This is a genomic window from Thermomicrobiales bacterium (assembly GCA_037045155.1).
GTDB lineage: Bacteria > Chloroflexota > Chloroflexia > Thermomicrobiales > CFX8 > JAMLIA01.
The window spans coordinates 216591-240733 of sequence record JBAOIG010000002.1; the positions used below are offsets into that span (position 1 = coordinate 216591).

21 protein-coding genes are annotated in these 24143 nt (G+C 65.1%); 10 read left to right on the plus strand and 11 right to left on the minus strand.

The genetic code is table 11. The features are described 5' to 3' along the window. Nucleotides 1–11: 11 nt before the first annotated feature. From V9F06_01205 to V9F06_01215, 3 genes are read right to left on the minus strand one after another with little or no spacing between them, the layout of a single operon-like run. Nucleotides 12–1100: an Ldh family oxidoreductase gene (locus V9F06_01205; GenBank protein MEI2616238.1), complete on the minus strand. Its 1089-nt coding sequence runs from the start codon at nt 1098–1100 to the stop codon at nt 12–14. Nucleotides 1101–1130: 30 nt separating this feature from the next. Further along, the gene (locus V9F06_01210) at nt 1131–1430 is read right to left on the minus strand and encodes a hypothetical protein (GenBank protein MEI2616239.1); all 300 of its coding nucleotides are present in this window, start codon (nt 1428–1430) and stop codon (nt 1131–1133) included. Continuing rightward, nucleotides 1427–2389: an amidohydrolase gene (locus tag V9F06_01215; GenBank protein ID MEI2616240.1), complete on the minus strand. Its 963-nt coding sequence runs from the start codon at nt 2387–2389 to the stop codon at nt 1427–1429. The genes V9F06_01210 and V9F06_01215 overlap by 4 nt, the downstream gene beginning before the upstream one ends. A 137-nt stretch (nt 2390–2526) precedes the next feature. Between V9F06_01215 and V9F06_01220 the strand changes: the two genes are divergently transcribed. Then, nucleotides 2527–3378 (plus strand): MBL fold metallo-hydrolase, encoded by an 852-nt coding sequence (locus V9F06_01220; protein ID MEI2616241.1) that lies wholly within the window; start codon nt 2527–2529, stop codon nt 3376–3378. Nucleotides 3379–3384: 6 nt separating this feature from the next. On the opposite strand, the gene V9F06_01225 is transcribed toward V9F06_01220, so the two are convergent. Continuing rightward, nucleotides 3385–3945, minus strand: coding sequence for a hypothetical protein (locus tag V9F06_01225; GenBank protein MEI2616242.1), 561 nt, complete (start codon nt 3943–3945; stop codon nt 3385–3387). Nucleotides 3946–4337: 392 nt separating this feature from the next. Between V9F06_01225 and V9F06_01230 the strand changes: the two genes are divergently transcribed. Together V9F06_01230 and V9F06_01235 are read left to right on the plus strand one after the other, a co-directional pair. Next, a complete protein-coding gene (locus V9F06_01230) occupies nt 4338–5165 on the plus strand; it encodes an MBL fold metallo-hydrolase (protein ID MEI2616243.1) in 828 nt (275 codons plus the stop codon). Between the two features lie 739 nt (nt 5166–5904). Then, nucleotides 5905–8799 carry a S8 family serine peptidase gene (locus V9F06_01235; GenBank protein ID MEI2616244.1) on the plus strand — a complete coding sequence of 965 codons (2895 nt, stop codon included), beginning with the start codon at nt 5905–5907 and terminating at the stop codon, nt 8797–8799. 82 nt (nt 8800–8881) lie between these two features. Here V9F06_01235 and opp4C read toward each other — a convergent pair whose 3' ends face one another. The 3 genes from opp4C to V9F06_01250 form a co-directional block, all read right to left on the minus strand. Then, complete coding sequence (gene opp4C, locus V9F06_01240) at nt 8882–9817, minus strand: oligopeptide ABC transporter permease (protein ID MEI2616245.1); 936 nt, start codon at nt 9815–9817, stop codon at nt 8882–8884. Nucleotides 9818–9844: 27 nt separating this feature from the next. Beyond that, nucleotides 9845–10819 carry an ABC transporter permease gene (locus tag V9F06_01245; GenBank protein MEI2616246.1) on the minus strand — a complete coding sequence of 325 codons (975 nt, stop codon included), beginning with the start codon at nt 10817–10819 and terminating at the stop codon, nt 9845–9847. Between the two features lie 76 nt (nt 10820–10895). After that, a complete protein-coding gene (locus V9F06_01250) occupies nt 10896–12752 on the minus strand; it encodes a peptide ABC transporter substrate-binding protein (protein MEI2616247.1) in 1857 nt (618 codons plus the stop codon). 386 nt (nt 12753–13138) lie between these two features. Between V9F06_01250 and V9F06_01255 the strand changes: the two genes are divergently transcribed. The 3 genes from V9F06_01255 (at nt 13139) to V9F06_01265 (ending at nt 16480) form a co-directional block, all read left to right on the plus strand. Then, entirely contained in the window at nt 13139–14566 is a 1428-nt protein-coding gene (locus V9F06_01255; protein ID MEI2616248.1) for an FAD-dependent oxidoreductase, read from the plus strand. Next, nucleotides 14566–14925, plus strand: coding sequence for a cupin domain-containing protein (locus V9F06_01260; GenBank protein ID MEI2616249.1), 360 nt, complete (start codon nt 14566–14568; stop codon nt 14923–14925). The genes V9F06_01255 and V9F06_01260 overlap by 1 nt, the downstream gene beginning before the upstream one ends. Nucleotides 14926–15022: 97 nt before the next feature. Further along, entirely contained in the window at nt 15023–16480 is a 1458-nt protein-coding gene (locus V9F06_01265) for a hypothetical protein (GenBank protein ID MEI2616250.1), read from the plus strand. A 73-nt stretch (nt 16481–16553) separates the two neighbouring features. Here the strand turns inward: V9F06_01265 and mscL are convergent, their stop codons facing one another. Next, nucleotides 16554–16970: a large conductance mechanosensitive channel protein MscL gene (mscL, locus tag V9F06_01270; protein ID MEI2616251.1), complete on the minus strand. Its 417-nt coding sequence runs from the start codon at nt 16968–16970 to the stop codon at nt 16554–16556. Between the two features lie 183 nt (nt 16971–17153). On the opposite strand from mscL, the gene V9F06_01275 reads away from it, so the two are divergent. Further along, complete coding sequence (locus V9F06_01275) at nt 17154–17531, plus strand: phage holin family protein (GenBank protein MEI2616252.1); 378 nt, start codon at nt 17154–17156, stop codon at nt 17529–17531. A 33-nt stretch (nt 17532–17564) separates the two neighbouring features. Here V9F06_01275 and V9F06_01280 read toward each other — a convergent pair whose 3' ends face one another. Continuing rightward, nucleotides 17565–18110: a Uma2 family endonuclease gene (locus V9F06_01280; GenBank protein MEI2616253.1), complete on the minus strand. Its 546-nt coding sequence runs from the start codon at nt 18108–18110 to the stop codon at nt 17565–17567. Between the two features lie 107 nt (nt 18111–18217). Then, nucleotides 18218–19624, minus strand: coding sequence for a M28 family peptidase (locus tag V9F06_01285; protein MEI2616254.1), 1407 nt, complete (start codon nt 19622–19624; stop codon nt 18218–18220). A 146-nt stretch (nt 19625–19770) separates the two neighbouring features. Here V9F06_01285 and V9F06_01290 point away from each other — a divergent pair, with 146 nt between their 5' ends. The 3 genes from V9F06_01290 (at nt 19771) to V9F06_01300 (ending at nt 22270) form a co-directional block, all read left to right on the plus strand. After that, nucleotides 19771–21012 carry a hydantoinase/carbamoylase family amidase gene (locus V9F06_01290; GenBank protein MEI2616255.1) on the plus strand — a complete coding sequence of 414 codons (1242 nt, stop codon included), beginning with the start codon at nt 19771–19773 and terminating at the stop codon, nt 21010–21012. A gap of 116 nt (nt 21013–21128) precedes the next feature. Beyond that, on the plus strand, nt 21129–21917 hold the full coding sequence (locus tag V9F06_01295; protein ID MEI2616256.1) for a creatininase family protein: 789 nt from the start codon (nt 21129–21131) through the stop codon (nt 21915–21917). Further along, nucleotides 21917–22270 (plus strand): GIY-YIG nuclease family protein, encoded by a 354-nt coding sequence (locus tag V9F06_01300; GenBank protein ID MEI2616257.1) that lies wholly within the window; start codon nt 21917–21919, stop codon nt 22268–22270. Before V9F06_01295 ends, V9F06_01300 begins: the two co-directional genes overlap by 1 nt. Nucleotides 22271–22320: 50 nt before the next feature. Here V9F06_01300 and V9F06_01305 read toward each other — a convergent pair whose 3' ends face one another. Further along, nucleotides 22321–23904, minus strand: a complete 1584-nt coding sequence (locus V9F06_01305) for a DUF389 domain-containing protein (GenBank protein ID MEI2616258.1) — start codon at nt 23902–23904, stop codon at nt 22321–22323. Between the last annotated feature and the right edge of the window lie 239 nt (nt 23905–24143).

Consider the following 24143-nt stretch of genomic DNA (forward strand, 5'->3'; position numbering starts at 1 on the left):
CCTTACGTTCCCTATCCCGGATACGGCACACCGCGTTCGTCGCCCAGCTCCCGCAGCTCGTCGGTGACCGAAGGATGCAGCGGGATACCGCGTTCGAGACGGTCGGCGAGGGCGATTGCCTCCGGATCGCCGGGGATCATCACACGCTGGCCCGGCTCGACCGGCTCGGCGTTGCGGAGCGTCGCGAACATCTCGTCCACGCTGGCGGCGTACTCATCCAGTGGGCGGAACGCCTGAATGTCGATCGCCATAAAGGCGTGGCTGGTGTCGGCATACTGCGGCCCCTCGGCGTTGGAGTAGGCGATCTCCTTGCTCCAGAGCGATCCAGAGAGCTGCGAGCAGAGCATTTCGACGAGCAGCCCCAGCCCGTAGCCTTTCTGTCCGCTTGTCTCCCGTTCGCCGCCCAGCGGCATCAGCGCCCGTGCCACGAACGGATCGGTCGTCGGCCGGCCGTGTTCGTCCACCGCCAGCCCCTCCGGCAGTGGCGCGTTCATCCGTCGGGCGATCTCGACCTTGCCCCAGGCGACCGTGGTTGTCGCGGCATCGAGGACGAACGGGTCCTGCACGCCGGCCGGGAAGGCTGCCGCGATCGGCGCGGTCGAGAGCATCGCCTCCTTGCCGAAGGTCGGCACCATCAGCGGGGTCGCGTTCGTCATCGCGATGCCGGCCATGCCAGGGAAGCGCAGCGCCATCGTCGCGTAGTAGCCGGCAATGCCGAAGTGGTCGGAGTGACCGACCGTCGTCAGACAGACTCCCGCGTCGCGCGCCTTTTCGATCGTGCGTTCCATCGCCTTGTAGGCCATCAGCGGTCCGAGGCCGTGTCCGGCGTCGAATGTCACCGTCGCCGCCGTCTCGCGGACCACGGACAGCTTCGCGTCTGCCCGGATCGTGCCGTTGAGGAGGCGATCGACGTAGAGTCGCCGCAGTCGTGGCACGCCGTGGGAGTCGATGCCGCGCAGATCCGACTCGACGAGGATATCGGCGACGATCTCGCCATCCTCGCGTCCGATCCCGCATGTCTCCAGAATGTCGACCACCCAGTCACGCAGCATCTCACCGGGAATCCTGGGGACGTCGTCCCCCTCCTCGTAGCCGGCCATGATGTCTCCCCTCGCGCTCGATGCGAGCGCCTAGTCGCCGATCGTCGGAACCGCGGCCAGCCGGTCGCGAACCGGGCCGGCCGTCTGGTCGTGCTCCTCACTTGCCGCGCGGAGATCCTCCGGCCGGCAGAGCAGGTCGATCGCCGTCATCGCCATGATCTTCGCGCCGCGCAGAATCGCAGCATGCCCCTCCGGGGTGATCGTGCTCGCGGCGACCTCCTTCGAGTGCCAGCCGCACTCCTCGCCGCAGATGCGCAGCGTCGCCTGGGCTGCCGGGACGACGTGGCTGACGTTCCCGAAGTCAGTCGAGCCCGCGCCTTCGCGACTCACCCGCGCGCCGCCTCCCCCAGCTGGACCATGTTGCGCGAGATCGTGTCCCCAACGACGTGGTTGGTGATCATGTTCTGGTACGGCTTGATGTATTGCCGCCACTCCAGGCGTGCTCCGGTCGCCACCGCGCCGGCCTCGGCGCAGCGGACGACCTTGTCGACCACCTCGCGGGCGTAGACCGGGTCGGACGCGCGAACTCGGAACCGGGCGGCCGTGTAGGGTGGGATGACGTTCGGCGCGCCGCCACCGTGGGTGATGATGCCGTGGATGCGGACATCCGGCCGCAACTGCTGACGCAGCAACCCGACGGCGTTGAACATCTGGATGATGGCGTCGAGCGCGTTGATGCCCTCGTGTGGCGCGGCAGCGGCGTGGGCCGGCTTGCCGAAGAACTCGAACGACAGCCCGTAGGCGACGAGTGTCGAGTCGAACGGCACGTAGTCCTCGGTGCCGGGGTGGATCATGATCGCGGCGTCGACATCGTCGAAGTAGCCTTGCTCGACCAGCGGGATCTTGCCGCCAGCGTCCGGCACGGCAGACTCCTCGGCCGGGCAGCCGAGGACGATGACGCGCCCGGGAAGCTGGTCGGCCAACGCGCCGAGCGCGATCCCAGCGCCGATCGCGGCAGTGGCGATGATGTTATGTCCGCAGCCATGGCCAACCTCGGGCAGCGCGTCGTACTCGGCGAGGATCGCCACCGTCGGCTCGTTCACCGGTCCATCGAAGCTGGCCCGAAAGCTAGTTTCCATCCCGGCGGTCTGCCGCTCGATCGTTGCGCCGTGCTGCTCGAGGGCCGCGGTCAGTCGGGCGACGGCTTCCCGCTCCTGGTGACCAAGCTCGGGATGCTCGTACATCCAGTCGCTGATCCCGATCAGTTCGCCGGCAATCGCCTCAACCCGCTCGGCCGCCGCTTTCTTCAGCTCGGCGACGCGCTCTTCGGTCACATACCCACCGCTCACTGGTCGCTCCCTCCCTGATTGCTCTTCAGCATCCCCGTGCGCGCCGACGATAGCCGAGGCAGACCGTTCGCGCAATTCCCCTGCCGGCAGCGAGTACACTGCGACGATGAGACGGCGCGCAATGGGGAGGATCGAGCGTGGGCCAGCAGGAGTGGTTTCAGGTGCGGCAGTTGGACGGCGGGATCACGATCATCGCTGAACCACTGCATGAAGAGGGTGTCAAGTCATATCTCGTCGAGGGTGAACGCGATGTCGCGGTGATCGACACCGGCCTTGGCGTGGCCGACTTTGCGACACTGGTCCGCGGGCTGTCGAACCGCGATCCGATCGTCCTCCAGACGCATGGGCACTGGGATCACATCGGCCACACCTGGGCATTCGAGCGGCGGCTGATTCACCCCAGCGAGGCGTACACCCTCCGCCGCGGCTTCCCGAACGCGATATACAGGCCGCTATTCTCGCCAAGGCGGCTACGCAACGCGGTCCTGCCGCCGGAATTCGACCCCGAGACCGCCGCGATCCCTCCGTGCGAGCCGACCGGCACGCTGGAGCAAGGCGATATCGTCGACCTTGGTGGCCGCACGCTGGAGGTGTTCCATACGCCCGGTCACTCGCCGGGCGGCGTGAGCTTTCTCGACCGTCAGACTGCGACGCTCTTCGCTGGCGACGCGATCAACTACGGCGGCATCTGGCTCTTCCTGCCGCGCAGCGACGCCGCCGCGTTCCGCGCGACGCTGCAACTGCTGGCCGGGATGGCCGGCCAGCTACGCGCCGTCTACCCCTCGCACCAGCGCGCGCCGATGCCGCCAGAGCATCTGCAGCTGGCCCACGAGGCGTTCGAGGAAGTCTGGGCCGGCCGCGCGCCGGATAGCCGACTGCGTTGGGACATCGGCTTCCCGGAGAAGGTCCCGGTTGACGTCCACGACGTCGGCGAGTTCCGTTTCCTCCTCCGGGAAGGGGCATACGGCGAGACGCGCAAGGACGGCTAGCCCTCGCTATCCGAGCTGCGATCCTCGCTCGAAGAGCTGGCCGGCCACCGTCGCGAACGCTTTGCTCATCGACGTGTCGGCGTAGGTCTCGGCGGCAATCTGAAACTGCGCGCCGGCCGCGAAGTAGTCGAGCGGCCCGATCCCCTCGTCGCCCTTCGGCGGGGGGATTGGCCCGTGGCGACGAAGCCATTCAAACAGATCAATCATTCTGGGACAGAGTTCGGGGTCCTCGACACTCGCATTGACCGATCCGCTAAGCCTGCCGGCGAACTCGAGCCCGATGGCCTGATCGATCACCATCCGGGCCGCTCGACCAGCCACCTGCGCCTGTCGCCATGGTTCAGGGTGAGGCCCCCGGCGCAGCCCGTCGGAAACTGGCGGCAGCGGCTGCGGATTCAGGGCAGCCCACGATACGGTGTCGAAGATGAACTGGCGGATATGTGGTCCCAATGGCCCGTATGGTCCCCAGGGATTGTTCGGGTCGCCGGGATCGTCGGGATTCGGAAAGAAGACGCTGCCGAAAGCGCGGGCGAAGACTACCTTGTCGATCGTGATGGTGTCAGCCACAGTGTGTCTCCTTCGTTACGATGTGTGACGGTGGCCAAACAGCGGTGTCGGTGATGCAAAGCCTTCGACGATGATCTCTCCTTATCCACCATGCCGCGCTGGATATTGTGAAGATGACGCACACTATGTGTAGTGGATAGATACCTCACTCTGTGTGCCTTGCGTCGAATGATCCTGATTCTCAGCACACAAGAATCTTGCTCTTGACGGGGAGGGTCGTCACTGTCCGTTCGGACAGCGCCGTGCGGACCAACCGATCAGATCGAGCTCACGCCCGCCGGTAAGCCGCTCCATATACTGGCGAGGAGCGGTGTTCATGGATACGTGACACAATCTCACTCACTATCGGTCGATCCTGTGGAACACAGTGCTGAGGACGAGGGGGTACGCGCATGGCAGATAGCTGGTTCACTGTCACGCCGCTGGGCCATGGCATCACCGCAATCGCCGAGCCGCTGCGCGAGGGGGCAGACGTGAAGTCGTACCTCATCGAGGGGCAGCGCGAGGCGGCGATCGTCGACACCGGCGCCGGAGTCGGCGACTTCAAGGGGCTCGTCGAGCAGCTCACCAGCCTGCCGCTCGTGGATGTCCAGACCCATGGCCATTGGGACCACATCGGCGCGTGTCACCAGTTCGAGCGGGTGCTGATCCATCCCGAGGACGTGCCGTTCCTACGGCGTGGCGAGCCGGCCGATCTCTACGCCACCCACTTCGGCCCCGACCAGATCCGCGACGAGTGGCTGCCAGCTGGATTCGTCCGCGAGGGCGCGTCGATCCCCGGCTGCCGGCCGACCGGCCTGCTGAACGACGGCGACACGATCGACCTCGGCGGGCGCGCGCTGGAGGTCGTCCACACTCCCGGACACGCGCCGGGCGCGGTGGTTCTGCTGGACCGCGACGCCCGCATACTGCTGGCCGGCGACACACTGCGGTTCGGCACGATTCTGCTGATGCTGAAGAAGGGCGACCCCGTCGCCTACCGCCAGTCCCTCGACCGGATCGTGGCGCTGCTCGACGCTGTCGACGTGGTCTACCCCGCCCATGGCGCGCCGATGACGCCGGACGATGTCCGCGCGCTGCGTGATGCCTACGAGTCAGTCTGGGCAGGCAACGTGCCGAGCACGCCCGAGCGCGCGCCGGCGATGTGGGCCGGCGATATCGACGCGTACCAGGTCGATCGTTTCCTCTTCCTCACGCCGCGCGACTCGATCGGCGTCTAGCGGACCAGCCACGACGCCTCCATCACGCAAGGTATCCTGCCCGGCCAACGATCTCGATGCCGGGCGGGATTGTTGCGACGCCCGCGCTCGATGACACAAGCAGCCTGGACGGGCCGGCCGTGCGGAAGCGAATGGCTATCGGCCTGGGCTGCAATCCCTCATGCGCGAAAGACAGGCGCATTGGCGAACATAGCCGGGCACACGGGAATTGACCATCCTTGAGTGATGTTACGTCAGTCTTGCCTCTGTGTCACATCCCGTAAAAGCTATTCACAGCCCATCCTCGATTGTGCCCTCGCATTACCTCGCCTCTACGCTTCAGTGACAATCTCCTTTCACACCTCACCAACCACAACATATCGTCTCTCGGCGCCGCGTTCGTTCGCGGATATTCTGATCGCAGCCGCCTCTTCACGCCGTCGAATGGCGCGGATGATCCCGTCGCGCGTCAATCTGATGAACGTGTCCCAACCGCGCCGCAATACTGGCCATCGTCATTCGAAATCGTTTCTGTACAAAATGTAATGTGCAGTGTATGATGGGCCAAATCGCGACGTATGACTGACGCGTGGGCTCGAATAGCCCAACCTGAACGCACCAATCTTGCTTGGCAGATGGGGGTCTGCCGAGCCGGGGAGGCGTGCCGTCGGCGTGCGCGCGAGCGGGGGTGTGGGCGGAGATTCCGGATCGAGCGAGGCGCTAGACACAAGCCGGATCTCCGTTATGTGAGGACGGTCAGATGTCACGAATCCTGAATCTGGTGGCGCTTGCCGGGCTGATCGCGTTGTTGCTTGCGGGGTTGGTCCCAGAGCCTGCGATGGCCCGCAGCTCGCCCGAACGGTTCGTCCCCGGTGAGATTCTGGTGAAGTTCCGCAGCGGGGCCACCGGCGCGTCGATCCTGGAGGCGCACAGGGGCACCCGAGCGACGGTTCGACGAACACTTCCCCGAGTCAATATCGATGTGGTGTCGGTAACGCCAGGCCAGGAAGACGCCACGCTTGCCGAGTACCTGCGTAATCCCAACGTCGAGTTCGCGGAGCGCAACGGCTTCTACTCCGCGGTGGCAATGCCGAACGACCCCCAGGTTGGCCAGCAATGGCACCTGGAGAACGGCGGCCAGAACAGCGGCATAGCAGACGCCGATATCGACGCATACGCCGCCTGGGATGTCACCCAGGGGAATAGCAACGTCGCGGTGGCGATTCTGGACACCGGGATCGACGAGCAGCACTCGGATCTCATCGGGAAGGTCCAGAAGAGAGTCAACTTCAGCAACAGCACCTCGGACCAGGATGTCAACGGCCACGGCACCCATGTCGCCGGCATCGTCGCCGCTTCGACGGGCAACGGGGTCGGGGTCGGGGGAGTGTGTCCGAGCTGCGTGCTGTACAACGTGAAGGTCCTGGGCGACGACGGCAACGGCTCATGGTCGAGCATCATCTCCGGGATCAACTGGGCGGTCGACAACGGCGCACGGGTTATCAACATGAGCCTTGGCGGCAGCGCGGGATCGCAGTCCCTCGCGTCGGCAATCGACAACGCCTGGAGCAGGGGCGTCGTCGTCGTCGCGGCCGCCGGGAACAACAGCTCCGACGCCGCGTTCTATCCCGCCTACTACGCGAATGTGATCGCGGTCGCCTCGACCAACAACCGCGACCAGAAATCCACCTTCTCCAACTATGGGACGTGGATCAACGTCGCCGCGCCGGGTGAGAGCATCCTGTCGACGACCAAAGGGAGCGCCTACGGCCTCATGAGTGGCACGTCGATGGCCTCTCCGGTAGTGGCTGGGCTGGCCGGCCTCCTCTGGTCGACCTCCTGGGGAACGAGCAACGCGAGCGTGCGATCGCGGCTGGAGGGCACGGCCGAATCGATCGGCGGCACTGGCGTGAGCTGGTCCAACGGTCGCGTCAATGCCTGCAAGGCTGTCGGGGGGAGCTGCGATGGCGCGGCCGGCCCGATAGTGACGCTGGTGACGCCGAGCAGCGGAACCGTCATGAACGATGACGGATCGACCCAACGGCTGCAGGTGCGGACTGACGATACGATCACCCCCGAAGGCGCGCTGAGCGTCCAGTTCCGGATCGACGGGGGCGTCTGGAACCAGGCGAGCTACAACCAGTCGCGCAAGCTCTACGAGTGGAGCTGGTCGCTGACCGGAGTAGCCACCGGCGCGCATTCCGTTGATGCCCGCGCGACGAACGGCGCCGGCGGCGTCACCATCACGCCACCAGCGAGCGTTCGCGTCACCCGCTCGGTATCGATCCCCAATTCGTTCGACGCCAAGGATTACTACCGCTTCTACGATCTATCGGCCGGCAACAGCGGCGGCGCATTCTGGGCCGACGATGTCGATAAGCAGACCTGTGCCGATGGGTCCGGCTGCATCGCCATCACCGACATTGAGCCCGGCGAGTGGCTCTCCTACAGGATCGAGAGCGCGAACGAGGGCGACTACGTCTTCTCATTCCGCGTGGCAACGCCGCAGAGCAACGCGACGATCACGGCGCTCATCGACGACGTCGACGTTTCCGGGGCTATCAGCATCGCCAGCACGGGCAGCTGGACCACATGGGGCGATCGCGCCAGCTCGCCGATCCATCTGCGGGCTGGTAGCTACACGCTCAAGCTGCGCTTCGGCTATTCCGGCGCAAATCCGGGCATGCTCATGAACCTCAATCGCGTCAGCATCACGCCATCCGGCGTCGTCGGAACACCGCCACCACCACCGCCGCCAGCGTCGCCACCATCGGTGGCAGTCTCCAGCCCGACGCAGGGAACGACGCTCGGTGGATCGGTGAACGTCACGGCCAGCGCGAGTGGCGACAAGGGTGTTAGCCGCGTCGAGTTCTTCGTCGACGGCGCGTCAATCGGCGTCGACACCAATTCGGCCGATGGCTGGTCGATGCCATGGAACTCGGCGGCAATCGCCGACGGCGCGCGCTCTCTCACCGCGAAGGCGACGGATACTGCCGGACAGGCGACGACGAGCACGCAGGTCGTCGTTACCGTCAAGAACAACGTCAATCAGTTGCCGGTCGCCAGCTTCACCGCAAGCTGCAACAGCCTTGCCTGCTCGTTGGACGCGAGCGCGTCGAGCGACCCCGACGGCACGATCGCGTCGTATGCCTGGACATTCGGCGACGGCGTCAGCGGCACAGGCAAGACGATCGGCCGCACCTACAGCAAGGCCGGCACGTACACCGTGACACTGCGGGTCACCGACAACGCTGGCGGAGTCGCGTCGCTGTCGCGTGTTGTCACCGCAACCACGCCGCCGCCACCCCCGCCGACGACGCTCCACATCGGAGACATCGACGGCGTGCTGAAGGCCGCGACACGAACTAGCGGGACAGCCACGATCACGATCCTGGTGGAGTCATCAGCGGGAGCAACGGTCGCGAACGCCACGGTCTCCGGCACGCTCACCTATACCGGAGCGTCGCGCAGCCTGTCGTGCAAGACCGGAACGGCCGGCACATGCTCCGTCTCGGTGACATCGATCCCGACGCGTGTGACCAGCGTGACCTTTGCGGTCACCAAGGTGACGCACGCGACACTGGCGTACAAGGCGGCCGACAACCGCGACCCCGACAGCGATAGCAACGGCACGACGATCGTCGTCCGCAAGTAGACGAACGCGGAGCCAACAGGACGCCGCCCACCCTGCAAACCAGGGCGGGCGGCGTCCACATACGTCACAAGGTGGCGCTACCCTAGCGCGTGCTGTGGGGATCGAAGGCGTCGCGCAGGCCGTCGCCAATATAGTTGATGCTCATCACCGTCAGGAAGATCATCAGGCCGGGGGCTATGGCGAAGAGCGGCAGCTGCTGCATCTTGCCCTGAGCGTTCTGCAGCAACGTGCCCCAGGTGGCCGTTGGTGGCTGGACGCCGAAGCCGAGGTAGGACAGGCCCGACTCGGTGATGATCGTTGCCGCAACCAGTAGCGTGCCCTGGACAATGATCGGGCCGAGCGAGCCGGGCAGGATATGGCGGATCATGATCCGGCTGTTGCTCGCGCCGGCCGCGCGCGCCGACTCGACAAACTCCTTCTCGCGCAGGCTGAGGAACGTCGCGCGGACCAGCCGCGCCAACGCCATCCACGACAGCCCGCCGATAACGATCGCGATCGGCCAGATGCTGCCCGAGAACTGCCGCAGGACACTATTGGTGCGGATAACCGTCGCCAGAACGATCAGAATAAACAGCGACGGGAATGACAGGAAGATATCGACGACCCGCATCAGCAAGCTGTCGATGAAGCCGCCAAAGTAGCCCGATACTGCGCCGACGACGGTGCCGATCAGCAACGACACTGCCGTCGCGGCGACCCCGATCAGCAGCGAGATACGACCGCCGTAGAGCACGCGCGAGAAGATGTCTCGGCCAAGGTCGTCGGTGCCGAGCCAGTGCCGTGTGGATGGCCCCTGCAGCCGTTCCGTCGTCGAGAGCGCGTCGGGGTCGAACGGTGCGATGATCGGCGCCAACGCCGCGCTCAGGGTGAGAAGCGTCAGGACGACGAGGCTCGCGGCCGCCAGCCGGTGACGCAGGAAGCGGCGCAGGATCAGCCGGGTCATTGTCTCGGTCCGACGATTCGCGTCGGTTATCGGCTCTTCTGCCGGTCGTGCCGAGGTAACCTGAGTGTCTGACATGAGCTCCATCCCCGAAATGTCAACGCCCTAGCGAAAGCGAATGCGCGGATCCAGCCAGGCGTAGAGGACATCGGCCAGCAGGTTGGACAGGACGATCAACGTGGCAGTAATCATGATGATCGCCATCAACAACGGGTAGTCGCGCCGATCGGCAGCGGTAAAGAACAGCCGGCCCATGCCTGGCCAGGCGAAAATCACCTCGGTAAAGAGCGCGCCAGAGAAGATCAGCGGCAGGTCGAGCGCCATCAGCGTGATCAACGGGATCGCCGCGTTGCGGAAGGCGTGACGCATGATGACGACTCGCTCGCCCAACCCTTTGGCTCGCGCCGTCCGGATGTAATCCTGATGGATGACCTCCAGCATGCTGGCACGCAGAAAGCGCGTGTACCAGGCCACCCAACTGGCGGCCAGCATCGTCACCGGCAGTATCAGATGGACGATCCGATCCCAGATCGAGAAGTCCGCGCCGAGCGTGTACATTCCGCCGGCCGGCAGTAATGGTCCACCCTTGAACGGGTTGTCGAGCCAGATATAGAAGATCAGGATCAGGATCAGCCCCAGCCAGAAGATCGGCACCGACTGACCGACAAATGTCAGCCCGGTGACGACATGATCGAACCACGAGTACTGTTTGATCGCGGTGATGACGCCGACCGGTATCGCAATCAGGATCGTCACGACCCAGGCGGTTGCCATGAGGTAGAGGGTGTTCGGCAGCCGGTCGCGGATCGACTGGATGACCGGCCGGCGCTCCGAGATCGAATCACCGAAGTCGAGCTTGACAACCCGGCCCAGCCACTTGCCGTACTGGACATAGACCGGGGCGTTCAGCCCCAACCGATCCTCGATCCGGCGCAGATCCTCAGCGCTGAAGTTGCCGCGTCGGACATAGGCGCCCATCGGCCCGCCCGGCGCTGCCTGGAGTAGCCCGAAGACCATCATGCTGATGATCAGAAGTAGCGGCACGGCCAGGATCAGCCGGCGGATGACGTACTGTCCCATAGATCGCTCCAGGTGCGAGGCCGGAGGCGCGACGCTGACCGCGTCGCGCCCCGTCGTTCAGGATCCCGAAGGCCGCTCAGGCCTTCGCCAGCCACCAGTTCTGGGCGTCCCAGGTCGAGTATTCCCACGTGCTGACCGCAAATCCGTGCAACCGTGTCGAGTAGGCATTGCCTTCGAGGAACTGCACGACCGGGATGACGACGACATCATCGCGCAGAGCGTCGGCGACCTTCTGATAGTTCTTCCGTCGCTCATCGCGATCCGGCGTCGCGCCTGCGGCGTCGAGCCATTCGCCAACGTCCTTGCGCACCCAGCGCATGAAGTTCTGGCCAGATGGGTTCGTCGCGCTCGGGACCTGGTCCGGGTGATAGCGCAGCACGATGCTGTTGTGCGGCTCGATGAAGAAGCCACTGTCGTAGAACAACGAATCGAAGTCGCCGATCATCCGTGGCGACTTGTCGGCCCAGGTGCCGAAGATAACGGCGAAGTCCTGGTTCTCGATCTTCATCGAGATGCCGATCTTCTTGAGATCCTCCTGGATAGCGAGCTGGGCCAGCTCGTTCGGCAAGTAGCCGGTATAGCCGTTGCAGACGAACTCGGCCTTGACGCCATCCTTCGCGCGGACGTCACCATTCAGCTTCCAGCCGGCTGCCTCCAGTGTCGCAGCGGCCTGATCCGGGTCGTAGACCCACGGATCTACCTGAGACATAATCCAGCCGACCGCCAGTGGCGAATCGATCAGCACCGACTCACGCAGCACCTCGTTGGCAATCCGGTCGCGATTGATCGCCAGCCCCACTGCCTTGCGGAACTCGACATCGCCGAAGAGCGGGTGTGGCGGTGTCACTCCCGGATCATTGTCGAACGGCTTCGACAGATTGAAGATCATCGCCAGCGTCCAGATTCCCGGGGCGGTGCGTGACTGGACGACGGTGGAATCGCGGAACTTATCGCCCGCCTCACCACCCGGCCACAGCATCACGTGACCATCGCCCTGGAGCATCTGCGCCGTCCGCGACTCTTCCGACGGGATGACCAGGAAGTTGATCCCATCGAGATATGGCTGGCCTGCGTCGCGGAAGTCCTCGTTCCTGACAACGGAGACATGATCGGCGGCGGCCCACTCCTTGAACTTGAACGGGCCGGTTCCGATCGGAGCGCGGTTGAAATCCCAGTTCATCATATCGGCGGCTTCGCCGGTGGCATGTCGCGGGATGACGTACTTGAACTGATCGACAAACGCCGGGTTGAACGAGGAGTACTTCACGACAACGGTATGGTCGTCAGTCGCCTCGACCGAGGTGACCTTGTCGAACTCCGACGCGAATGCCGAGCCGGCCTCGCCATCCTTGCCGATCTCCCACGAGAACTTCACGTCGTCGGCAGTGAGCGGCTTGCCATCGTGCCACTTGACACCCTCGCGGAGCTTCCAGGTGACCGTCAGCAGGTCGGCGGAGATACCGCCGTTCTCCAGCGAGGGGATCTCGGCGGCCAGGCGCGCGCTCCAGTCACCGTTCGGCAGTGTCTCTGCCAGCGGCTCGAGAATAACCGTCGTCACCTGGACAGCAATGCTCGTCTGACCAACGTAGGGGTTCAGCGAATCCGGGTCCTCGTAGAGCAGGTAGTTGATCGTGCCGCCCGATTGCGCCGGGCCTGGGGACGGGTCAACGTACCAGGCGGTTTCGCCAGCGCCGGCCGATGGCGAGCCACCGGTGGCCGGCGTCGCCGCCGCGCTCGTCGGGGATGCGCCTCCGGTGGCCGCGGTCGGCGCCGGGGTCGACTTGTCCCCGCCCCCGCAGGCCGCCAACAGACCAGCGATAACCGGCGCGCTCAGCCCAAGCGCGAGACCACGCCGCATGACATCGCGGCGCGACATCTGGCCGGCCATGTGAAACAGTTCGCCGCGCTGCTCGCTCAACGATCGTTCATCCATGCTTCAGGTTCTCCCCACCTCATCCTCGACACCGCCAGACTAGCCGTGCGATCGTGCGAAGGCAACCAGCAGACCAGACAGATCGATGCGCAATCCACTGTCGCCGGTACGCCCGCCGTCGGTTCCTGTCGTAACAGGTGAATACCAATATGTACGCACACGTTGGCCAGATGGCCATCAGGACGCGGGCGAAGATCGCAAGACGTTCGTATGATATCAATTCCTGGATTGTGGGTTACGCAATGCGACTGGTTGACATCAACCGGTCGGGCATGCAAGCATCTGTTGGTCTCCAGACCACGATGATTACGCGGACGCGCCCGACACCGGGCTCGGGCGACAGAGACACATGCAGGCGTTAGGCTCGCGCGAGGAGAGGGAATACGATGAAGGACTACGCTTCATACAGCTTCTGGCTGGAGAACAGCGGCGACCTGACGCCACGGCCGGCGCTGGACGGCTCGATTTCGGTCGACGTGGCGATCCTCGGGGCCGGCTTTACCGGGCTCTGGACGGCATACCATCTCCTGCAGCGCGATCCGTCGCTGAAGGTCGTTGTGCTGGAGGCAGAGATCGCCGGCTTCGGCGCGTCTGGTCGCAACGGTGGCTGGTGCTTTGCCGGGTTCCCCTATCCGCCGCTCGAGCTGGTCGATGAGTATGGGCGCGACGCAGCCCGCGCCGTCTCCCTGGCAATGTACGACTCCGTCGACGATGTCGGCCGGGTGTGCGAGCTGGAGGGTATCGACGCGCACTATGCGAAGGGCGGCGAGCTGGAGATTGCTCGCGCCGGCTACGACCTCCCCAAGATGGAGGAAATGTACGACGAGTTCCGCGCGATCGGGCTCGAGGATCATTACCGACTGCTCGACAAGAACCAGACTGAGGAACGCATCCGGGTGGCCGGCGCGCTAGGCTCGTTCTGGAACAAGGAGGGCGCGGCAGTCCAGCCGGCCCGGCTCGCGCGCGGGTTGGCCCTCACCGTCGAGCGGCACGGCGGAACGATCTACGAGCAGACCCGCGTCACCGATTATGTGCCCGGCCCGCTGCCGCGGCTCGACACCGAACTCGGTAACGTCTCGGCGAAGGTCATTGTTCTGGCCGGCGAGGCCTACCTGTCGCGACTGCCGAAGATGCGACGGCGGGTCGTCCCGGCCACCTCGCACATCGTCATCACCGAGCCGCTCCCCGATGCTATATGGCAGGAAATCGGCTGGGGGGCCCGCGACGTGCTGGGCGGGTTCGGCTCGGCGGGCGGCTACCTGAACCATACCGCCGACGGCCGGATCGCCTTCGGCCCCTACCGCGGAAAGGTGCCGTTCAACTCGACAATCACCGACGCGCTCGACCGGGATGAGAATGTCTTCGAGCACGGACGCAAGTCGGCGCTCGAGTGGTTCCCGATGCTGGAGGGTGTGCGCTTCACTCACTCCTGGGGCGGGGTGCTGGGCATCCCACGTGACCACATGCCGATCATGCGGTACGACCGGAGCACCGGCATCGCGATGGGCTATGGCTATACCGGCGAAGGCGTCGCGACAGCCAACCTCTCTGGCCGAGTGCTGGCCGATCTGATCACCGAGGCGGACACCGACCTCACACGCCTGCCGATGACCACGCACGCGCCCGTCGACTGGGAGCCAGAGCCAGTGCGTTGGGCGGGCTACTCACTGGTCCGACGCGGTCGCTACCAGATCAATGAAGAGGTCGAGCGAACCGGAAAATACCCGGAGAAGCCCAGCATCCCGCAGCGGCTATGGAATATGTACCCGCCGCGCGCGTGGCGGTCGATCTGGAAGATGGGGGGGCAGGACTGATGGCAACGCTGAAGATCGGCGCGGAAAGCGCCGCAACAACGGCGCTCGACGAGTGGGGCACAATCGGCTCGGCGCTGGATGGGCCAATGGGTATTCGTGGCCGCGAGGTCTGGGTCAGCCCGGACAAGCGTGTCGGCACCGGAATCTGGGAATGCGACGCCGGCAGGTTCCGCGCCAGCTTCTCCGGCAGCGGTGAGTTCATCCAGGTCGTCAGCGGCCGGATGACCTGCACGGCCGAGGATGGCACATCCGTCGAGCTTGGCCCCGGCGACGCGATGACCTTTCCGCCGGGCTGGGCCGGCGAATGGCATGTCCACGAGCCGCTCCGGAAGCTGTACTGCGAGTTCAAGCCGGAGTAGGCCAACGATCGACCGATTGACGGACTCTGCCCCGCAGGCGTAAGGTGCGACCGTTCGACCCATGATCCTCCAATCATCGGAAGGAACCGGACGCAGCATGAGGAGCAGAGTCTTCAATCGAGCGTGGTTCGCGGGCATCGCAGCCGCACTACTGATCGCAGCCAGTCTCGCAGGACTGGTGAGCGCAGAGGAGCCGGCCACGGCGGCGTTCCAGCGCACCTGGGCACGCACCGACCAGCCCGTTACCAGCGGTCAGGCCAACCGCACATGGATGTGGGGTCCCAGCGCCAACACCGGCCCGCTCCAGGAACCCTACGCCGACGCCCCCGGTGGCGTCCGCACCGTCCAGTACTTCGACAAGTCCCGCATGGAGGACAACTCCTGGCGCGCCACTGCCCCGTGGGACGTCACTGACGGCCTCCTCGTCGTCGAGATGGTCACCGGGCAGATGCAGGTCGGCGATACCCAGTTCCAGCCCCTCGCCCCCGCCGTCGTTAACATCGCTGGCGACCCGGGCGAGCATCCCACCTACGCCGACATCAACACGTTCAACCTCCAGTCTCAGCCGGCCACGCCCGTCGGCACGGTCCTCACAACCTGGATGGACGCCACCGGCATCCTCCCCAGCGGCCCGACACCGCCTTCCGCCGTCACCGCCGCCGAGCGACTGACCGTCACCAGCATCGACCACACGGTGGCCTCGGTGTTCTGGACGTTCATGAACTCCTCCGGCACGGTCTTCGAGAACGGGCAGTACGTGCAGGGGCCGCTCTTCGAGAACCCGTACTACGCCACGGGGTATCCGATCACCGAGGCGTACTGGTCGATGGTGAAGATCGGCGGGACGCCGCAGACAGTGCTCTGGCAGTGCTTCCAGCGGCGCTGCCTGACCTACAACCCGGCGAATGGCCCGGGCTGGCAGGTCGAGGCCGGCAACGTCGGCCAGCACTACTACGACTGGCGCACCGCGTCGACCCCCATCGAGCCAACGCCAACGAGCACGACAACCCCGCCGGGGGTAACGCCAACCGTATCCCCCAGCCCGACATCCGACACCGGCTATAAGACCTTCACCGACGGCGTCTGGAAGGTCGGCAAGGATATTCAGGCCGGCACCTACCGCAGCAGCAAGGGAGACTCCCACTGCTACTGGGACCGCCTGAGCGGATTCAGCGGCATGCTCGACGATGTCATCGCCAACGACGTTGTGTACGGCCGGGCTGTCGTGACGATTGCCACGAGTGACGCCGGCTTCCAGTCCGAGGACTGCGGCACATGGTCCAGCGATCTGTCGCCGATCACAACCAGCCAGACGGCGTCCTTCGGCAATGGCGCATGGATCGTCGGCGTCGACATCGCGCCGGGAACCTGGAGCAACAACGTCGCGGCAGCTGGCTGCTACTGGGAGCGCGTTAGCGACTTCTCTGGAGACGTTGTTCGAATCATCGACTCCGGTGATACGCACGCGACCGGGGTCAAGACCATCACGATCGCGCCGACCGACGCCGGATTCAAGTCCTGGGACTGTGGAACCTGGACGCGGGTTGGCGGCTAGAGACCAGCGAACCCCGGCCAGTCCGGCCGGGGCTCGCTATCCGCGGGTCTGATTTCCAGCGGCGATCCCGTTGTCAGGCAGCCTTGAGGTCGGACGTGCAGGCCGGGCAGCGGGTCGCCGCAAGCGGCACGGCGGTCAGGCAGTAGGGGCAAGCGCGAGTAGTCGGATCTGACGCGGCCTGCTTTGCCCGCCGCGCGTTGATCATGTTAAACGGCTTGATGACGAAGAAGAAGACCGCTGCCGCCACCAGCAGGAACGCGATCATCGCATTCAGAAACGCGCCGTACATGACCTGACTGTTGTTGATCGTAAAGCTCAGGTTGGAGAAATCCGGCTTGCCGAAGATCGCGGCGATGATTGGCGTAAGAATGTTCTCGACCAGCGAGGTAACGACCGCGCCGAACGCCGCGCCGATGATGACCGCGACGGCCAGATCGAGAACGTTGCCGCGCAGAATAAACGCGCGAAACTCATCCGCGATTGATTTCAATACTTCCCCCTTCGCTCTTCACCCATGGCCGGCATCCCCGCAAGCCAGTGTGTTATCACCACGCGAACGTTCGCGGGTTTGTGCGTCATACTCTATCATCCACGTCAGCAGCCGTATACGTGTTCCGCCAACCCGGCGCGTGAGTGCGCAAGAGCGGGGAGTAACCAGGCAGGAGAACCCGGCGTGATCCACTTCATCGTGCGCTGGCTGATCATTGTCGCGTCGGTCTGGGTGGCGGCCTGGATCGTGCCGGGTATCAGCATCGAGGACGACCGTGGCGTCTCGGCCATTCTGATCATGGCGGCTGTGCTGGCGATCGTGAACTTGTTGGTCAAGCCGGTGCTGACGGCGCTCTCCTGCTGCCTGATCGTCATCACGCTCGGCCTCTTCCTGCTGGTGATCAACACACTCACGTTCTGGCTCGCCTCGGGGATCGCGTCGGACTGGTTCAGCGCCGGGTTCCACGTCACTGACTTCTGGTCCGCGTTCTTCGGCGGCATCATTGTCAGCGTCGTCTCATGGCTGATGACCGCGTTCATCGACGACAGCTGGGTGCGCTGAAGCGGGCTCCAAAGAATCGGTGTACTGGACCGATCAGGCAAACACGTCGGAGACGCGCAAGCGGAAGCCCGGCAGGACATCGCCAAAGTCGATCTCGTCCGCTTCGCGGTAGACGCGAGCGCGCTGGTCAGGCGTCCAGACCGCGATTGAGCGAAGCTCCGGCTGGACGACGAGGACGAGCTGCGTGCCGGCCCGAAGATACTCCGCGACCTTCGCATCGACAGCGGACGCGCGATCCGACGGCGAGACGATCTCCACGGCAACATCCGGAGCCAACGGCAGGAAGCCCTGACGACCGCCGCTGGGAGGAAGTCGATCGTTGCGGACGAATGCTGCGTCCGGACTCAACAGGACATCGGGATCACGTGCGAGCAGGAATCCCGCATCAGGGCCGTATACCCGACCGACTTCGTCTCTACGCACGTGTCCCCACAGCAGATAGATGAGGTTAACGCCAATCTCGCTGTGGTCTCCCCCGGCTGGTGGCATCTTCAACAGCTCCCCGCGGATGAGGTCGTAGCGCCCCGGTTCCTCGATCGCGGCGAGGTCGTCGATGGTGTAGTGCCGCGTCGTTGTCATGCTGGCCTGCCTTCGGTCGCGACTGGCGTTCGATGCATTGATCGTAGCACGCGTCGCGCCCCGGCCGAAACGAATCGACCGGGGCGCGACGATGACAGCAGGATGAGTTAGAGGACGCGGTTGGCGATGCTCCAGTGGTGCGCGTGATACCCCTGGCCGGCCTTCTCCAGCTCGGCGATGACGACCTCCATGTCTCGCCGCTCGACTGGGAACGGCTCGACGGTGGCGAGATAGGCTGCCACCCGGGCCGCCGTCGCCGCGCCACCCTGCAGGCCGCGCAGCGTGACCTTATCGACCGTGTCCGCTTCGGTGTGGCCGTAGCCGCGACCGATCATCCCAACGGTCGAATCCCTGGTGTTCAGGGTCGCTGTCGGGAAGCCCGCCCGGAAGAACGGGAAGTGGTCGGAGTGCGTGCCGACCCGGTTGCGCACCTCCATGTTGTGCTTCAGGTCGCCGGAAAGTCCGCGGAACCAGCCGGTCAGCGTCTCGTCGCCAGTGACAGTGATCTGGTCTGTGCCCTCGCGGCCAGCGCCGTCGAGATTGAGCGCGATGACCAGCTTCTCGTTGCCATTGAGGTAGCGCTCGTGGTGCTTCCAGCTGCCGCCGAGGCCCAGCTCCTCGTAGGCGAAGCAGATGACCCGCACCGTCCGGCGCATCTGACCGGCAAACGGCGCCAGCACCCGGCCGGCCTCCAGCCCAACCAGCGTCCCCGCCCCGTCGTCCGCCGCGCCCTGGGCGACGTCGTGGCCGTCGTAGTGGCCGCCCATCAGCACGATCTCCTCGGGGTGCTGGCCGGGGATATCGCCGATGACGTTGTAGGAGCGCGAGAGGTACGTCTTGTTCTCGGTATGGATCTTCATCCGCACTGCGCCGCGCTCGGCCAACCGCCGGATCATGCTGCCGGACTCGTGGTTGATGCCGATGCCCGGGATAGCCGCCTCGTGGTCGCTATCCTCCGGACCCTGGGGATTCTGCGCATAGAGCGAGCCGGTGATGTGCAGCATGCCCGGGTTCTTGTTGACGAAGATGCAGCCGATCGCGCCGGCCGCGACTGCCAGTCGGAACTTGTCCGTCCGATGCAACGTCACCTCGCCCGGCTTGTTCGTCTCGGCGGCGGTCAGGATGATCTTTCCGCGGATCGCCTCGCCGGCCCGCTCGAAGTCGGCCGTCTCGCCCTCGCCGATGTCGATCATCTCGCCCTCGATGACGCCGCTGCCGGTGAACGGCATCGAGATCGCCGAGAACGTGCGCTCCAATGGCGCCAGCATCGTCAGATCGCAGGTCCCGCGCTCCCACGTGTAGACCGGGAACTCCTCCAGATGCGCGTTCTGCAGGCCGTATTCCTTCATCTTGCCCAGCAGGAACTGGCCGGCCTGATGCTCGCTCTCCGAGCCGCCGAAGCGCGAGCCGAGGTCGTCGCAGATGTAGCGCAGGTTCGTGTAGATCTCGTCCGACGTCCAGACCTCACCCAGCACGTACTTCTCAATGTCGCGAACGGTTGACTGATCTGCCATGTCTCACTCCTCACTTGATACCGTATCGACGCTGGCGGCAGCATCGCCCCAGTGCAACTCCCTGTCAACGCCCTGGATATGGCTCGACCAAACCGTCGCCAGCAGCGATGATTGATCGTGGACAGGTGGATGATCTGGAGGAACACATGACCGAGCGCATCGAGGTCGACCCGGCGGTCGTCGAACACTACCTGACAGCGCTGGCACAGTTCGGCGCATACGGCGAGACGGGCATCTGGCGGCTGGTCTACTCGCCGGAGTGGGTGGCGGCCCAGGAGCAGGTCCAGCAGTGGTGTCGCGAGATCGGGCTGACGGCCCGCATGGACGGCGCGGGCAATGTATGGGGCCGGATCGACGGGGCCGAGGGCGGCAAGTCGATCGTCACCGGCTCGCACATCGACTCGCAGGCGCCCGGCGGCCGGTTCGATGGCGCGCTCGGCGTCGTCGCCGCGCTGGCGGCGGTGCGGACGCTGGTCGAACGCTTCGGCCCGCCGAAGCGGCCGCTGGAGGTGCTGTCGTTCTGCGAGGAGGAATCCAGCCGTTTCGCCTCGACCAACTTCTGGGGCTCGCGGGCGATTACCGGCGTCATCGGGCCGGACGAGACAGAGACGGTCGTCGGCTTCGACGGCATCCCGATCGGCGAGGCGATGCGCGCCGTCGGTCTGGACCCCGACACGCTGCCCGGCGTCGAGCGCTATGACATCGACACGTTCATCGAGCTGCACATCGAGCAGGGACCGATCCTCGAGCAGGAGGGTCTGCCGGTCGGAATCGTCACCGCGATCACCGGCCTGCGCCACTACGTCGTCGAGCTGACCGGCCGCTCCGACCACGCCGGCGCCCGGCCGATGGATACCCGTCGCGACCCGATGCCGGCCGCCGCCGAGATCATCACCGACGTCGTCACGACCGCGCTGCGTTTCGGCCGGCCGGCCGTCACCACCATCGGCAACATGCGCGTCGAGCCGAACCTGCCGGCGGCCGTGCCGGACAAGGTCACCTTCATGATCGACGCTCGTCATCCCGACCCGGAAGTGCGCCAGCGCCTGTTCGCCAAGCACGAGCGCACGATCGCGGAGGTCGCCGCCCGCCACGACATCGACGTGACATGGCGCGTCGTTGCCGACCACGATCCGGCCGTCTCCGACCCCGGCGTTGTTGCGACGTTGGAGGAGGCGGCGCGAACGCAGGGCATCCCCTACCGGCTGATGCACAGCGGGGCCGGCCACGACACCCAGCGGATGGCGAAGAAGGCCAAGGTAGCGATGATCTTCGTCCAGAGCAAGGACGGCCGCAGCCACACCCCCGCCGAGTTCACCTCCATCGACCACGCCGTCCAGGGCATCAACGTCCTCACCGAAGCGCTGTATCGGTTAGCGTATGAGTAGGGATGAGGGACGAGGGAGACGAGCGCAATAAGGTCGTAGGGACAGGACCCGGCCTGTCCATCGCCCGCAGGCGACCACCCCGCGTAAGAGCTGAGATACAGGAAGGTTAAGTCATTATGACAACCAACAAGCCGACCCGCCCAACCACCCCCGAGGTCCGGCTGGAGCGCCTGACCGGCGGGCCGGTCGAGGCGGGCAAGTTCGACAAGGCGATCCTGGGCCTCGGCGCGACCGAGTACCACGGGCCACACCTGCCCTACGGCACCGACACCGTTGCCGCCGAGACCTGGGCCGAGGCGGTCGCCCGCGAGCTGGGCAACACCCTCGTCCTGCCGACACTGGCCTACGGCGTCAGCCACCACCACCTCGCCTGGCCGTGGACGCTCTCGCTGCGCCCCGACACACTCTCCAGCGTCATCGTCGATATCGGTGAGTCGCTGCTGCACAACGGCATCACCAAGCTCATCCTCGTCCCTGCCCACGATGGCAACCCCGCCCCGGCCGAAATGGCCGCGCGCCTGCTCAACCAGAAGCACGGCATGGCCGTCGCGCTTGTCGAGCGTGTCATCGGCAAGGCGAGGGAGATGCTGGCCGGCCAGTACGACATCGACGGCGACCACGCCGGCCGCACCGAGATGTCGATGGTCCTCTACGGCGCGCCCGAGACCGCCCGCCACGACCTCGCCACGACCGAGAAGACGCAGTACGTCGACCTGCCGGTCCTGCTGGTCGACAGCTTCAAGGGCACTGTGCCGAAGGGCTTCTCCGGCGACGCCGCGGCCGGCTCTGCCGAAGAGGGCCAGGCGATGACCGAGGCTGTCGTCGCCATCCTCGTCCCCTTCCTCCGCGAGCTCGACGCGCGCGGCTGGAAGCGCGGCACCTGGATGAGCCGGATGGAGGATTGATGGGCGATAAGTCGCGGCGCAGGGAGCTGCGGGACCAATACCGGGAGACGCCGCCCGAGGCAGGTGTCTACCGGATCGTCAACCGGGTGACGGGCCGAGCGCTGCTCGGCTCATCCCCCAACCTGCCGAGTATCCGCAGCAAGCTCGACTTCGCCCGCTCGACCGGCTCGGCCGGCGTCTTCGACCACCGCCTCCGCGCCGACGTCGCCCGCTACGGCATCGCCGCCTTCGATCTGGAGGTCCTCGAAGTCCTGGACATCACGCCCGCGATGACCCGCGCCGACATCCTCAGCGACCTCGCCGCGCTCGAAGCGCTCGTCCGCGAGCAGCTGGACGAGGGGATGCTGTACTGAGCGGCCTGGCGGCGCCAACATGTCGGGCCGCCAGCCAACCCCGTCTCCTGTCAATCACTGTCCCGGGTATACCGGATATATGGATAGATACGGACATCAATCGACACGTCACGCCCGAGCGTATCAACCAGATGATCGGCGAGCACTGACGTCCGTGGAGGCTCATCAGTGCCAGTCAGTTCCACAATCACCTGATCGTGAGAGAACCTGATACTCATGATCTCCAGGTCTGTCCCGGCGGCCCATTCGGTCACCACGTCCTTGGCGACCGAGGCCTCGCGTGCGCTACTCCAGACCTGTCGTGACACCTGGACCAGCGGGATCGCGAGCAGAACCACCATCAAGACAGAGACAGTCAAGCCAACCTTCACGCGACGAGGCAGCGCTCCACCGCCAAGACCGGGGAGGAATCCTGAGAGCACCAGGACCAGCGAGCCCGCTGCAAGGATCGCGGCGAGGTTAACCAGGAACAACAGGAATGCGCTGCCGACCAGATCGGGACGATTCTGCGCCATCATCATCCCGGCGGCGGCGAGTGGCGGCTCCAGCGACAGTCCGATCGCGACGCCTGGCAGCACGAGTGAGGACTCAGTATGAACCAGGCAGTAGATTCCGACTGCCCCAGCGACAAGTGCGATCAGCACGTCGGTCAGCCGTGGATCGGTAAAGTCGAGCAAGATAGCCGACGTCAGCCAGTGACCCGGGCTGATGCTGCTGACAAACCACGCCATCACGAAGATGAAGCCGGTTGCTGCCATAACGAGCGCCAGTGTCTCAACCTGACGCCGCGGTCGCCCCGTTACGAGTGCCAGCGTCAGCCCCATGATCGGCGTCATCAGTGGCGCGACGATCACCCCGGCAACGACGACGACAGCCGAATTGCTTTGCAACCCAAGCACGACCAGGGCGATTGAGAGAGTCAGCAGAATAAAGAACCGGCGCAGATAGACGAAGCTCTCCGCGCCGCTGAAATAGACGGCAGCCTCCGAGCGGGTCAGCACCTCCGGCTCGGCACGCATTCGCCAACGATCGTCCATCAATCGTTGCAGCCGTGCCAGGGGCGCGCCGACCCGGCTGCGCTGCGAACTGGCTCCAGTGCCCGACGATGACACACCTGCCGGCAACCCGAAAGTATCATCAACACGCAGCAGGACCGATATTTGCGCGCAGAGAACGCCGACGCTTAGCGCAATCGCCGTGGTGAGAAGAATGCGGAATACGAGGCCGCTCGCGCCGCTGAGATGCAGGCCTGGCAGCCAGCTTGCCATCACCGCAGCGATACCGACGACGATCGTCGCCCAGACACTGCCGACGATGACACCGAGACCGAGCCCCCAACGCAGCCAGCCAACCCCATCGAGCGATTCGAGCGGAGGGTCGATGCTCCCCGCCACACGTGCCTTCAGCGTGCGACGAAGGACAATTGGCCCCTGAACAATCGGCATGAGGAATGCCGGAGGAACGTAGAGCTGGATGAACGACGCGCTATCGACCCCATACCAGGAGATGCTGCTGCCGCGTATTCCCACTGTGTACAGATAGTGGATCGTCGCAATGACCAGGGCCGAGGCGAGCGCAGACGGCACGGTGTAACGCAACGCAAAGCGCGCCAGACGAAGCTGGTCCTCACTCATATAGACTTCGTCAGGCGCCGCGTTATCGCCTGACGTGTTGTCAGGATCTGCTATGTCTTCTATCAATGCGGGATCGTTCGATGTCATTGCATTTGTGATTCCGGCTCATTGCAACTCGTGCCCATGCCCGGCCAATTTCGCTGGCAGTACTACAATCGCGAACCGGCTCAGTCGGTCCGCCAACGCCATGCGAATCTGACCGCTCCACGGCCGCATCCCAGCGCGCCGACCCTCTTGGT